Raw genomic sequence first — 14,056 nt, 5'->3', positions numbered from 1 at the left:
GTGTGGTGGTGTTTGAAGAGTGCAGTGGAGCACGGGCTTTTACCCCCGCCGTCGCGAGCACAAGTCATCTTGTTCTTGCGTGTGCGAGAAAGAAGGCGACTGTCCTCGCGCCTTCCGAGCGCGGCAGGTCCACAGCCCGCGTGACAGTCCACCCCATCGCGCCACAACGCCCCCGCGCCCCCTGCAACACCTGGAAAACCCGCTTCAAACGTTGGTGATGACCCGTCTGTGCGTTCCCCGTCGTCCTGTTTTGGTGAGTGAGCCATGAATTCCCAGTCCAACCTCCTGCCGGCGCAGCCGGGCCAATCGCTGTTCGCCGATGCGCTCGCCGAGCAGCGGGCGCAGCAGTTCCGTATGCGCCGCTTGCAGGTGCACAACTGGGGAACGTTCAACGGCCTGACCGAGGTGCCGATCGCGGAGAAGGGCTTCCTGTTCGTCGGCCGCTCCGGCTCGGGCAAGTCGACGCTGCTCGATGCGATGTCGGCGCTGCTGACGCCGCCGAGCATCGTCGACTTCAACGCCGCCGCGCGCGAGGCCGAGCGCAGCGGGCGCGACCGCAGCCTGGTGTCGTACGTGCGCGGCGCGTGGGCCGACCAACAGGACAGCGCATCTGGCGAGATCGCCACGCAATACCTGCGCAAGGGCGCGACCTGGTCGGCGCTGGCGCTGGAATACCGCAACGCGCACGGCGAAGCGGTCAGCCTGGTGCGCCTGTTCTGGATCGCCGGCAGCGGCAACGCCGCCGCCGACGTGCGTCGCCACTACATGGTCGCGCAGCGCCCGTTCGACGTGGCGCGCGAACTCGACGGCTTCGACCTGGACCTGCGCAAGCTCAAGGCGCGGCTGGGCGAGGACGTGGCCCACTTCGACGGCTTCGCCGGCTATGCCGAGCGCTTCCGCCACCTGCTCGGCATCGGCAACGAGATGGCGCTGCGGCTGCTGCACAAGACCCAGTCGGCGAAGAACCTGGGCGACCTCAACGCCTTCCTGCGCGGCTTCATGCTCGACGAGCCGCGCACGTTCGAGGCCGCCGACCGGCTGGTGGAGGACTTCGCCGAACTCGACGGCGCGCACCACGCGGTGGTCACCGCGCGCCGCCAGGTGGAAACGCTGAGTCCGGCGCGCGAACACCACGCGGCGCTGATGGCGCTGCGCCACAGCGTCGGCGAATTGCGCGAACTGCAGCTGGGCGTGGACGGCTATCGCGAGCAGCAGCGCGTGGCGCTGCTCGATGCGCGCCTGCAGGAACTGGACACCCAGGACCGCGGCCTGGCCGGCGAGGAAGGCCAGCGCCGCGAGTCGCTGGACAACCACGAGCAGAAACTGGCCGAACTGGAGCGCGAGCAGCGCGCGGCCGGCGGCGAGCAGGTCGAGGCGCTGGAGCGCGAACGCGCCCGGGTCGAACGCGAGCGCGACGAGCGGCTGCGCCGCCGGACGCAAATCGAACAGGCCTGTCGCCAGCTCGGCACCGCGCTGGCCGCCGGGGCCAGCGGCTTCGCCGAGCAGGTCGCGCATGCGCGCGGGTTGCTGGACGGCAACCGCGAACAGGCCAGTTCGCTGGACGAGGCGATCGCCGAGCGCATGGCCGCGCGCCGCGATGATGAGCGCCGTTTCGCCGAGATCCGCGCCGAGATCGAGGCGCTGAAACGCGCGCCGTCGAGCATCCCGGCGCCGATGCAGGCGCTGCGCGCGCGGCTGTGCGAGGACACCGGCCTGAGCGAAGCGGCGCTGCCGTTCGTCGGCGAGCTGCTGCAGGTGCGCGACGACCAGGCCGCCTGGCGCGGCGCGATCGAACGCGTGCTGCAGGGCTTCGCGCAATCGCTGCTGGTGGACGAGCGCCACTACGCGCAGGTCAGCGACTGGGTCAACCGCACCCACCTGGGCACGCGCCTGGTGTACTACCGGGTGCGCCGCAACGATGCGCTGCATCCGCGCGACCCCGAGCCGCAGTCGCTGCCGGGCAAGCTGCAGCTGCGCGAACACGCCTTCGCCGACTGGCTGCGCAACGAGCTGGCGCGCCGCTTCGACTACGCCTGCGTCGACAGCGCCGCGGCGCTGCGCAACGCCGACCGCGCGATCACCCGCGAAGGCCAGGTCAAGCATCCGGGCGACCGCTACGAGAAGGACGATCGCCACGCCGTCGGCGACCGCAAGCGCTGGCTGCTCGGCTACGACAACCGCGACAAGCTCAAGCTCTACGAGCGCGAGGGCCAGACCCTGGCGCAGCGCATCGCCGACTGCGAGGCCGACGTGGCCGCGTTGCGCAAGCGGCGCGAGCAGGACCAGGAACGGCAGCTCGCCGCGCACACGCTGGTGGAGCGCTCCTGGGACGAGATCGACGTCGGGCCCAAGCTGCAGCGCCTGAGCGACATCGAGGAACAACTCACCCAGCTGCGCGAAGGCGACAGCGGCCTGCGCGCGCTGGGCCAGGCGATCGACACCGCGCGCGCGCGTCGCGACCAGGCCAAGCGCACCTACGAGGACGTGCGCCTGGAACGCGCGCAGCTGGCGCGCGAGCGCAGCCGGCTGGAGACGCAGCGCGAGACCTGCGCCGGACGCGGCGCCGCCGCATCGCTCACGCCCACCCAGCTGCAAGGCCTGCGGCAGCGCCTGGCCGAGCTGGCGCCGTTGTCGCTGGACAATCTGGAAGCGCACTTCCGCGTAGTCGAACGCGGCCTGGCCGAGCAACTGGCCGACAGTCAGGGCCGCGACAGCAGGCTCAGCGCGCAGCTGCTGGAGTGCTTCCGCAGGTACTGCCAGCAATGGCCGGAGGATAGCGGCGACTTCACCGTCAGCCTGGCCAGCGCCGACGATTTCCTCGCGCGCCTGGAGCGGCTGGAGAGCGACGGCCTGCCGCGCCACGAAGGCCGCTTCTTCGAGTTGCTGCAGACCCAGAGCAAGAACAACCTGCTCGCGCTGCAGCGGCATACCGCCGAGGCGCACAAGGGCATCAAGCAACGCATGGACGAGGTCAACGCCAGCCTGGAACAGGTGCCGTTCAACCGCGGCACCATCCTCACCATCGAGGTCGGCGATCGCCGCCTGGCCGAGGTGCACGAATTCCAGCAGCAACTGCGTGCGGTGTTGTCGCACCAGCAGACCGAGGACCGCGCGCTGGCCGAAGCGCAGTTCGCCACGTTGCGCGAACTGGTCGCCCGGCTCGGCGCGCAGGAGCCGGAACTGCGGCGCTGGCGCGAGCAGGTGCTGGACGTGCGCCTGCACGTGGAATTCATCGGCGTGGAGCTGGATGCGCAGACCCGCGCCCAGGTCGAGATCTACCGCAGCGGCGCCGGCAAGTCCGGCGGGCAGCGGCAGAAGCTGGCCACCACCTGCCTGGCCGCGGCGCTGCGCTACCAGCTCGGCGGCGAGGACGGCGAGCTGCCGCGCTACTGCGCGGTGGTGCTGGACGAAGCCTTCGACAAGGCCGACAACGAGTTCACCGCGCTGGCGATGAACATCTTCGAGAATTTCGGTTTCCAGATGGTGGTGGCCACGCCGCTCAAATCGGTGATGACGCTGGAGCCGTTCATCGGCGGCGCCTGCTTCGTCGAGATCAGCGGCCGCCACAATTCCGGCGTGCTGCTGATCGAGTACGACGAACAGGCGCATCGACTCAAGCTGCCGGAGCGCTCGCGCAGCGACGATACGCCGGCGCGTGACGCGGCGATGGTCGCCGCCACCGATGCGCCGGCGGCGGCCATGGCGGGCGGCGAGCCGCTCGCGACCGAGGACGCCACGCCAAGCGCGCCGGCCGCGCCGGCACCGCGCAAGCGTGCATCCGGGCCGGCCAAGCCCGCCACCGCAGCGCCACGCGCGGCAGCGAAGAAGGCATCAGCCAAGGCCAAGCCCACCGCGGCAGCGAAGACCGCCCGCGCGCCGTCTGCAAAGCGGGCCGAGCGACCCGCCGCCGCACGTGCCGCTGCCAAGCCGGCGCCAGGCAAGCCGAACAAGACGGCCGCGGCGGCGACATCGCGCAAGGCGACTAAAGCGACTACCGCGCGCAGCGCCGCCAAGCGCAAGTAGCCCTGTACGCAAGGCGTCTCGCGGCAAGGGGCGCCGCGCTCAGCGCAGCAGGTCCCAGCCCATCTTGCCGATCAGCACCACCACCAGCACCAGGAACAATTGCCGGATCAGCGGCGTGCCGCCGCGCAGCGCCAGCCGCGTGCCGGCCACCGCGCCAACGACGTTGGCCGCGGCCATCGGCACCGCCACCGCCAGCAGCACCTGTCCGCTGGGCACGAAGAAGCACAGCGCGGCCAGGTTGGTGGCCAGGTTGACCACCTTGGAGGCGGCCGAGGCGCGCAGGAAGTCCAGGCCGAAGAAGCGGATGAACAGGAAGATCAGGAAGCTGCCGGTGCCGGGCCCGAAGAAGCCGTCGTAGAAGCCGATCGCCGCGCCCATCGCCAGCGCGATGGCCAGTTCGCGGCGACCGATCTGGCGTGGCCGGTGCAACGCGCCGAAGTCCTTCTTGACCAGCGTATAGGCCAGCATCGCGATCAGCAGGATCAGGATCAGCGGCCGCACCGCCTGTTTCGGCAACAGGCTGACCGCGGTGGCGCCAAGGAAGGAGAACGCGAACGCCGCCGCCGTGGCGTACAGCACCGGCCGCCACGGGAAGCGCACGTTGCGCGCATAGCGCCAGGCCGACGCGCCGGTGCCGGCCATCGCGCTGAACTTGTTGGTGCCCAGCAGCACCGCCGGTGCTTGCTGCGGCAGCGTCGCGAACAGCCCCGGCAACTGGATCAGGCCGCCGCCGCCCACCGCCGCGTCCACCAGCCCGGCGACGAAGGCGATGCACAGCAGCCACGGCAGTTCGGTCGGGATCAGCTCCAGCAAGGCGGCGCTCCGGGCGGGGGGCGCGCAAGCATAGCCGGGGCGGGCGCGCACGGCAGCGTCGGCGTGCGCCGCGCCGCCGCTGCCGGCACAATCGGCGCATGCCTCCGTCCGCCCCCCGCCTCGCCGATCCCTGCCCCTGCGGCCGCCCGCGCGAGTACGCGCAGTGCTGCGGGCCCTACCATACCGGTGCCGCCGCGCCCGATGCCGAATCGCTGATGCGGTCGCGCTACAGCGCCTACGTGCGCCGCGACGCCGACTACCTGCGCGCCAGCTGGCACCCGTCCACGCGCCCGGCCGAGCTGGCGCTGGACACGCAGACCACCTGGCTTGGCCTGACTGTGCAAAGGGTCGCCACTACCGGCACCGACACGGCCGAGGTCGCGTTCCTGGCGCGCTATCGCATCGGCGGCGGCAGCGCGGTGCGCATGACCGAACACAGCCGCTTCGTGCGCGAGGACGGCCGCTGGTATTACCTGGACGCGTTGGACTGACTGCCGGCCAACGCACTGCGGCTTGTCGCGCGGACGACGCGCGTTGCCGGGATCATCGGGCGATGCAGCCGCGTGCGTTCTAGCCCACGCTCGCAGACCCGAGCCAGCCGCTGTGAGCGGCGCGCCCGCCGCGGTTGTTTATGATGCGCAGTCTGCCGTCGGCGAGGAAGTTTCGATGATGCGTTTCGCCTGGGCCTTGCTGCTGGCCGCGCCCTGCGCCGCCGCGCAGACCCTGCCCGCGCCGCCGCTGGCGCCGGACCCCGCCTTCGTCGGCTGCCTGTCCACGCTGCGCGGCGCCGCCGCCAAGACCGGCGTGACCGCCGCCGCGTTCGACCGCTTCACCGCCGGCGTGCAGCCGGACATGAGCGTGCTGCCGCTGCTCGACGCGCAACCCGAATTCACCACGCCGATCTGGGACTATCTGGCCGGGCTGGTGGACACGCAGCGCGTCGCCGACGGCCGCGCGATGCTGGCCACGCACCGCGACCTGATCGCGCGGGTGGCGCAGCAGTACGGCGTGGACGCGGAGACCGTGGTCGCGGTGTGGGGCGTAGAGAGCGACTACGGCCGCGTCTCCGGCAAGCGCCCGCTGCTGGTGTCGCTGCTGACCCTGTCGTGCAACGGCCGCCGCCAGCCGTTCTTCCGCGGCGAACTGTTCGCGCTGCTGAAGCTGCTGCAGGCCGGCGACCTGCAGCCCGACGGCCTGACTGGCTCCTGGGCCGGCGCCTTCGGGCATACCCAGTTCATGCCCAGCACCTATGCCCGCGTCGCCGTCGACGGCGATGGCGATGGCCGCCGCGACTTGGTCGCCAGCATTCCCGATGCCTTGGCCTCCACCGCCAACTACCTGAAGCTGGCCGGCTGGCAGAGCGGACAGCCGTGGGGCGTGGAGGTGAAGCTGCCGGCCGGCTTCGATCCGGGCCTGGCCGGGCGCACCCAGCGCCGTGCGTTGTCCGACTGGCGCGCGCGCGGCCTGACCGCCGTCGACGGCAGCGCGCTTGAGCTGCCCGCGCTGGCGCCGCAGACGCCGGCCGCGGTGCTGATCCCGGCCGGCAGCAAAGGCCCCGCGTTCCTGGTGTTCCGCAACTACGACGCGATCTACGCCTACAACGCCGCCGAAAGCTATGCGCTGGCGATCGCGCTGCTGTCCGATCAGCTGCGCGGCAAGCCCGGCCTGGCCACCGCCTGGCCCACCGACGATCCCGGTCTGGGCCGGCCCGAGCGGCGCGAACTGCAGACCCTGCTGCTGGCGCGCGGCCACGCCATCGGCCAGGCCGACGGCATGATCGGCAGCGTCAGCCGCCGCGCGATCCAGGCCGAGCAGCAACGTCTGGGCCTGCAACCGGCCGACGGCCGCGCCGGGCAGCGCATCCTCGATGCGTTGCGCCGCGAGGCGCCCGGCGCTCCCGCCGCCGCGCCGCCCGTGCCGTCACCCGCGCCCGCACCCTCCACGCCGTTCGGCGGCAAGCCGGCTACCGCCTTCCGCATGCCGGCGCGCTACCCGGCCTTCGTCCAATCCCCCGCGCCACGGAGCATCCATCCCATGTCCGAGATTCCCGGCCTGAGCACAGGCGATTTCCACGGCTATCCCTCGCTGCTGGTGGAAACCCCGCACTCCACCGCCGCGATTAGCCTGTTCGGCGGTCAGCTGCTGTCGTTCGTGCCCAAGGGCGGCACCGAGGTGATGTGGCTGTCGCCGAGCGCGCAGCCCACGCCCACCCCGATCCGCGGCGGCACCCCGGTATGCTGGCCGTACTTCGGCCGCCAGGGACAATCCGACGACGTGCCGGCGCACGGTTTCGTGCGCACCGTGCCGTGGCAGCTGCAGGACGCGCGCCGCGAGGCCGACGGCAGCATCGTGCTGACCCTGGCGCCGCCGGACTTCGACGACCTGCCGCTGCGCCTGCGCATGCAACTGCGCATCGGCACGACCCTGGAGCAGCGCCTGATCACCGACAACGTCGGCCCCGAGCCGGCGCGCTTCACCCAGGCGCTGCACAACTATTTCCATGTCGCCGACGCCACTCAGGTGCGCGTGCAGGGTCTGGACGGACTCGACTACCTGGACAAGTTCGAAGGCTACGCCACGCCGCACCGCCAGCACGGCGACTGGAGCCTGCACGACCCGCGCGATCCCGGTCGCAGCGACCGCATCTACACCGGCGCCGGCGGCCGCTACACGCTGCTCGACCCGGGCCTGCAGCGCCGCATCCAGATCGCCACCGCCGGCAGCCGCACCCTGGTGGCCTGGAACCCGGGCGAAGCCGGCGCGCAGAAGATGGCCGACGTCGGCGCCCACTGGCGCCAGTTCGTCTGCCTGGAAGCGGCCAACGCCGGCCCCGAGGTGATTGACCTGGCCCCGGGCGCGCAGCACGTGCTGCAGCAGACCATCGCGGTGGCGCCGCTCTGACGGCGCGCGCTGCGGCGAGCGTTCGCGCCGGATAGATAGTGGCGGCGGTGGCCCCGGGCCATCAGCCGCAACCGCGTCATCGGTCGGCGCCAGCGGGAATCGACCCGTCCGAAGGCCGACCGGCTTCCCTGTGGGAGGGACTTCAGTCCCGACGCGCTGTACCGGAAATGCTTCGGGACCCACCTTCGCCGCCGCGCTCGCACCCTTCTTAAAAATGCTCTGCGGGCGGCGCCTCTAGGCAGAGGCTTCGGCGGTTTCAGGCCATCGGCCCAACCGCTTTATCGACCAGGCATCTGCAGGTCGCTTCGACCCACCTGTGGGAGGGACTTCAGTCCCGACGCGCGCTACCGCAGGGACCGAATCTCACCGCCGCGCTCGCACCCTTCGCAAAGACGCTCCCGCAGACGGCGCGTCGAGCCATTGCTTCGGCGGTCCTGGCCGTCGACCCCAACGTTTCATCGACCAGGCATTCGGCCGCCTCGACCCATCTGTGGGAGGGACTTCAGTCCCCACGCGGTCTACCGACAAGGTGTCGGGACCGAACTTCCCTCCGCAATCGCATGCTTCGCACGCATGCTCCTGCGGGGCGCGACACCGACGGCGGACGCCGTCCGGGTCACTGTGACCTTTGTCATTAGCGCCGATCCAAGGCCCTGGCGCGGGGGCCGCCGCCCGTATCCCGGTCGCAGCCGCCACCTTTCGCGCAGCCACATGCCCAGCCCCACCTGCAATCGCGCCGGCCGATTACACTGCCGCGTCCGTCGGGAGACCATGCCGTGCATTCCTCGCCCCCTGCCGCGCGCACGCGCCGCGCCGCGCTGGTTTTCATCTTCATCACCCTGCTGATCGACGTGCTGGCCTTCGGCGTCATCATCCCGGTGCTGCCCGGGCTGGTGCGCGGCTTCACCGGCGGCGATTTCGCCGCGGCCGCCAAGTGGGTCGGCTGGTTCGGATTCCTGTTCGCCGCGCTGCAGTTCGTCAGCTCGCCGCTGCAGGGCGCGCTGTCCGACCGCTATGGCCGGCGCCCGGTGATCCTGGCCTCGTGCCTGGGCCTGGGCGTGGACTTCGTGGTGATGGCGCTGGCGCAGAGCCTGCCGCTGTTGCTGCTGGCGCGGGTGGTGTCGGGCGTGTTCTCGGCCAGCTTCACCACCGCCAACGCCTACATCGCCGACATCACCGCGCCGGACAAACGCGCCCAGGCCTACGGCATGATCGGCGCCGCGTTCGGGCTCGGCTTCGTGATCGGGCCGCTGCTCGGAGGCTGGCTCGGCAGCTACCACCTGCGCGCGCCGTTCTGGTTCGCCGCGGCGCTGGCCCTGCTCAACTTCCTCTACGGCCTGTGGGTGCTGCCCGAATCGCTGGCGCCGGAGCGGCGTACGCCGCGCCTGGACTGGAAGCACGCCAATCCGTTCGGCGCGTTGCGGCTGCTGCGCAGCTACCCGCAGGTGTTCGCGCTGGCCGCGGTGATCTTCCTGGCCAACCTGGCGCACTACGTGTATCCGAGCATCTTCGTGCTGTTCGCCGAGTACCAGTACCAGTGGGGGCCGAAGCAGGTCAGCTGGGTGCTGGCACTGGTCGGGGTGTGCAGCATCGTGGTCAATGCGCTGCTGGTCGCGCGCCTGGTGCGCCGGCTCGGCGAACGCGGCGCGCTGCTGTTCGGGCTGGGCTGCGGCGTGGCCGGCTTCGCGATCTACAGCGTCGCCGGCAGCGGCGCGATGTTCCTGCTCGGGGTGCCGGTCAGCGCGCTGTGGGCGGTGGCCGCGCCGTCGGCGCAGGCCATCGTCACCCGCCACGTCGGCGCCGATGCGCAAGGCCGCGTGCAGGGCGCGCTGATGAGCCTGGTCAGCCTGGCCGGCATCGTCGGGCCGCTGCTGTACGCGTGGGTGTTCGCACTGTTCATCGGCAAGCACGCGCCCGCGCATCTGCCCGGTGCGCCGTGGTTGCTGGCCGCGTTGTTGCTGGCGGCCGGCTGGGTGGTGGCCTGGCGCCGGGCGCGCCTGCCCGAACGCGCTGGCGCTGCCGTTTAGTGCCGCCGAAACGCACGACGCCATCGCGCGTCCGCGTCGCCGGCGCATGAATTGCTCAGCTTGCGGCGGCACGGACCTGGGCATCGCCGCCGCATCGCCTGGCACCGCACGGCCCCGGTTGTTACGCTGTGCGGCCTCTTCGCCGTCGCCGCCTGCCCGGCTGCTGTAGACAGCCTGCCTCCATGATGTCGCCTCCCGACGGCACCGCCGCCGCCCTCCCTGCCTCGCGCCTGCTGCGCGAGGCCACCGCAGGCCAGCATGAGGCCGTCGAACAGCTGCCGATGATGCGCACCTTGATGAGCGGCCGCCTGTCCGTGCGCGACTACGTCCAGGTGTTGCGCCGCCATCATGCGGCGCTGGCCGGCTGGGAGCAGCGCGAATCGGCGTGGCTGCACGCCAGCGGCGATGCCCACTGGCGCTACCAGCCGCGCAGTCCGCTGCTGGCGCAGGATCTTGCCGCGCTGCAGGCGCCGCCGCCACCACCGTCGCCCGCGCCGCCGGCGGCCGAGGCCGGCAGCCGCTGGGGCATGCTCTACGTGGTCGAAGGCTCGCGCCTGGGCGGGCGGGTGATCGCCCGGCGGTTGCGGCAGACGCTGGGCGAGGTCGCGCCGGCGCTGGCCTACTTCGAACTCGGCCATGCCGATCCGGCCAGCTGGCGGCGGTTCCAGCAGCGTCTGGAGCAGGCCTTGCCGACAACGGCCCTGCAGCAGGCCGCGGTCGACGGCGCACGCGCGATGTTCGCGCACTTCCACACCCACTTCGCCCTGGAGACCGCTGCATGAGCGACACCGTCGCGCCCCTGGACATGGAAGCCTGCGCCCGCGAGCCGATCCACATTCCCGGATCGATCCAGCCGCACGGCGTGCTGCTGGTGATCGAGCCGAGCGACGGCCGCATCGTGCAGGCCAGCAGCACCGCCGCCGACCTGCTCGGCATGCCGCTGGCGGACCTGCTCGGGCAGCCCTACGACGCGTTGCTGGCGCTGCAGGACCCGCCGCTGTCGACGGACGCCGCCGAGCGCACCCAGCTCGCCTACGTCGACGTCGGCTTCCCGTGCCGCGCCACACCACCACGGCAGCGCTGGGTCGGCGCCTGGCACCTGTACCCGGAGCAATGGCTGCTGGAGCTGGAGCCGCGCGATGCGCCGCTGGCCGACGCCAGCCTGCGCGACGCGTTGCCGTTGCTGCGCCGGCTGGAGACCGACAACAGCATCGACGACGCCTGCCAGCGCGCGGCCAAGAGCCTGCGCACGCTGATCGGCTACGACCGGGTGATGATCTACCGCTTCGACGACGAGTGGAACGGCGACATCGTGGCCGAGGCGCGCGCGCCGGAACTGGAGTCCTTTCTCGGCCTGCACTACCCGGCCAGCGACATTCCCACGCAGGCGCGCACGCTGTACCTGCGCAACCGCGTGCGCCAGATCGCCGACGTCGGCTACGTGCCCGCGCCGATCCAGCCGACCCTGCACCCGCGCCTGCACGCGCCGGTGGACCTGAGCGACGTCAGCCTGCGCAGCGTCTCCCCGGTGCACCTGGAATATCTGGCGAACATGGGCGTCACCGCCACGCTGGTGGCCTCGATCGTGGTCAACGACGCGCTGTGGGGGCTGATCGCCTGTCATCACTACCGCCCGTACTTCTGCAACCACGAGATGCGCGACGTCACCGACGCGGTCAGCCGCGCCCTGGCCGGACGCATCGGCGCGCTGACCGCGGTGGCGCGCGCGCGCGTGGAGTCGGTGCTGCTGACCGTGCGCGAGAAGCTGATCACCGACTTCAACGAGGCCGACACGCTGACCGCGGGCATGCTCGACGAGATGGCCTCGGACCTGCTCGACGTGGTCGATGCCGACGGCGTGGCGATCTTCCATGGCGAGCACGTCAGCCGCCACGGCACCGTGCCGCCGGCCGCCGACCTGGCCCGCATCCGCCAACAGATCGAGGCCAGCCACCACGAAGCGCTGCGCCACGACGCGGTCGGCGCGCTGCATACCGAGCAGATCGGCGAGACCTTCCCGGACCTGGCCGACCTGGCGCCGCTGGCGGCCGGTTTCATTTTCGTGCCGCTGATGCCGCAGGCGCGCAGCGCGCTGCTGTGGACCCGCCGCGAACAGGTGCGCACGGTCAACTGGGCCGGCAATCCGCAGCTGTCCAAGCTGCAGGACATCCCCAACTCGCGCCTGTCGCCGCGCAAGAGCTTCGACCTGTGGCAGGAAACCGTGCGCGGCCGCGCGCGGCCGTGGTCGCCGCTGAGCCTGGAGTCGGCGCGCAGCCTGCGGGTGCTGATCGAGCTGATGGAGCGCAAGCGCTTCCAGCAGGATTTCGCCTTGCTGGAGGCCTCGTTGTCGCGGCTGCGCGAACCTGTGGCGATCATCGAACGCGGCAGCGAGGGCCGGCCCAACCGGTTGGCGTTCGTCAACGAGGCCTTCGCGCTGCTGTACCAGCGCGAGATCGCCGAACTGATCGGCTGCGAACTGGACCAGCTCTACGCCGGCAACGCCGCGCCCGCCGAAATCCAGCGCATCGCCACCTTGCTGCGGCAGGGGCGCGCCGCCTACGTGACCTTGCCGCTGCGCGTGGAAGCCGCCGCCCCGGTCCATCGCCAGTTCGATTTCGAACCGCTGCCCAGCCCGTCCGGCGTCTCCACGCATTGGCTGCTGCAGCTGCGCGACCCGCGCTGAGGAACGCGGCGGCGCGCGCTCAGCGCGTGCGCCGCCACAGCAGCGATGTCGCCGCGCCGGCCAGCAGGCCCCAGAACGCGGCGCCGATGCCGAACAGCGACAGCCCCGAGGCGGTGACCAGGAAGGTGATCAACGCCGGCTCGCGCTCGCCCTCGTCCTTCAGTGCCGTCGCCAGGCTGTTGCCGATGGTGCCGAACAGTGCGATGCCGGCGATCGCCATCACCAGCTCCTTCGGGAAGGCGGCGAACACCGCTGCCACGGTCGCGCCGAACAAACCGATCAGCAGATAGAACACGCCGGCGAACACCGCGGCCATGTAGCGCCGCTGCGGATCCTCCTGCGCCTCGCGGCCCATGCAGATCGCCGCGGTGATCGCCGCCATGTTCAATCCATAGGCCCCGAACGGCGCCAGCAGCACATTGACCACGCCGATCCAGCCGAGCGTCGGCGAGATCGGCACCGCGTAGCCGGACGCGCGGATCACCGCGACGCCGGGCAGGTTCTGCGAGGCCATCGTCACCACGAACAGCGGCAAGGCGATGCCGAACAGCGCTTGCCACGACAGCGTCGGCCACACGAACACCGGTCGCGCCAGGCTCAACTGCGCGGTCTCCAGGTGCAGCGTGCCGCTGCCGGCGGCGATCGCGATGCCCACCGCCAGCGTCGCGATCACCGCATAGCGCGGAAACGCGTGGCGCCCCAGCAGATAGACCGCGAACATCGCCAGCGCCATGCCCAGCCGGCTCTGCATCGCCACGAACACGTCCAGGCCGAAACGCAGCAGCACCCCGGCCAGCATCGCCGCGGCCAGCGATATCGGGATGCGCCGGATCATCCGCTCGAAGATGCCGGAGAATCCCGCGACGGTGCCGAGCAACGCCGCCAGCACGAACGCGCCGATCGCATCGGACAGCGGCAGGCCGCCGCCACTGCTGATCAGCATCGCCGCGCCCGGCGTGGACCAAGCCGTCACCACCGGCATCCGGTAGCGCAGCGACAGGCCGATGCAGGTGATGCCCATGCCCAGCCCCAACGCCCACATCCACGAGGCGATCTCCGCCTGCGAGGCGCCCAGCGTGCGCGCGGCCTGGAACACGATCACCGCCGAGCTGGCGAAGCCGACCAGCACGGTGACGAAACCGGCGACCAGCGCCGGCAGCGAGGCGTCGCGCCATAGGGAGCGTCCAGCAGTGGAGGGCATTGCGTGGTCCTGCAGGGGAGAACCCGCATTCTCGGCGAAGCGGCCGCCAACGGCAGCAATGGCGTGAGAGGCCGTCGCCGCATGCGAGTGCGCGCGCACGATCTATTGGTAAGGATGCGGCAGTGCCTCCGCCTGCAAGGGCGCGCTGGCCGCCAGCAAAAAAAGCGGTTGACGTTTTTTCCTGGCCCGGTAGACTGCGCGGCCCGCTACGCAGCTGCCGATCTTCGGCTCGGCAGAGGCAGAAAGGGGCCGGAAACACCTAGCGAACATCGGGTGTTGACGGCGTGAAAAAAACGGCTAATATGGCCGGCTCGCTTCGGCGAAAGACCTCAGGGTCCTTCACAAGAAGCGGCGTCAACCTCCTGATAAATCAGGGTATTGACGGCAACAAAAAAGCCGCTATGATGG

General features: G+C 71.1%; 7 protein-coding genes and 1 pseudogene. 6 read left to right on the top strand and 2 right to left on the bottom strand.

Going from position 1 to position 14,056, the window contains the following annotated elements; genetic code table 11:
• Positions 1-264: 264 nt before the first annotated feature.
• A pseudogene (locus NUG20_RS21220) lies at positions 265-3,933 on the top strand (SbcC/MukB-like Walker B domain-containing protein); the annotation flags it as partial.
• Between the two features lie 129 nt (positions 3,934-4,062).
• Here the strand turns inward: NUG20_RS21220 and NUG20_RS21215 are convergent.
• Complete coding sequence (locus NUG20_RS21215; protein WP_263396333.1) at positions 4,063-4,836, bottom strand: sulfite exporter TauE/SafE family protein; 774 nt, start codon at positions 4,834-4,836, stop codon at positions 4,063-4,065.
• Positions 4,837-4,934: 98 nt separating this feature from the next.
• Between NUG20_RS21215 and NUG20_RS21210 the strand changes: the two genes are divergently transcribed.
• The 5 genes from NUG20_RS21210 to bphP all read left to right on the top strand — a co-directional run bounded on the left by NUG20_RS21210 (position 4,935) and on the right by bphP (position 12,447).
• A complete protein-coding gene (locus NUG20_RS21210; protein WP_263396332.1) occupies positions 4,935-5,327 on the top strand; it encodes a YchJ family metal-binding protein in 393 nt (130 codons plus the stop codon).
• Positions 5,328-5,505: 178 nt separating this feature from the next.
• Positions 5,506-7,737: a lytic murein transglycosylase gene (locus NUG20_RS21205; protein ID WP_263398570.1), complete on the top strand. Its 2,232-nt coding sequence runs from the start codon at positions 5,506-5,508 to the stop codon at positions 7,735-7,737.
• A 776-nt stretch (positions 7,738-8,513) separates the two neighbouring features.
• Positions 8,514-9,764, top strand: a complete 1,251-nt coding sequence (locus tag NUG20_RS21200; protein ID WP_263396331.1) for a TCR/Tet family MFS transporter — start codon at positions 8,514-8,516, stop codon at positions 9,762-9,764.
• A 182-nt stretch (positions 9,765-9,946) separates the two neighbouring features.
• Positions 9,947-10,546, top strand: coding sequence for a biliverdin-producing heme oxygenase (locus tag NUG20_RS21195; protein ID WP_263396330.1), 600 nt, complete (start codon positions 9,947-9,949; stop codon positions 10,544-10,546).
• A complete protein-coding gene (gene bphP / locus NUG20_RS21190) occupies positions 10,543-12,447 on the top strand; it encodes a bacteriophytochrome BphP (RefSeq protein WP_263396329.1) in 1,905 nt (634 codons plus the stop codon). Before NUG20_RS21195 ends, bphP begins: the two co-directional genes overlap by 4 nt.
• A 19-nt stretch (positions 12,448-12,466) precedes the next feature.
• Here the strand turns inward: bphP and NUG20_RS21185 are convergent, their stop codons facing one another.
• Positions 12,467-13,648 carry a benzoate/H(+) symporter BenE family transporter gene (locus NUG20_RS21185; protein ID WP_263396328.1) on the bottom strand — a complete coding sequence of 394 codons (1,182 nt, stop codon included), beginning with the start codon at positions 13,646-13,648 and terminating at the stop codon, positions 12,467-12,469.
• Positions 13,649-14,056: the final 408 nt, after the last annotated feature.

Origin of the sequence: Xanthomonas sp. CFBP 8443, from assembly GCF_025666195.1 — a bacterium.
GTDB lineage: Bacteria > Pseudomonadota > Gammaproteobacteria > Xanthomonadales > Xanthomonadaceae > Xanthomonas_A.
Note: the sequence above shows the minus strand (reverse complement) of the source record. Positions and strands in the feature narration are given on the sequence as shown.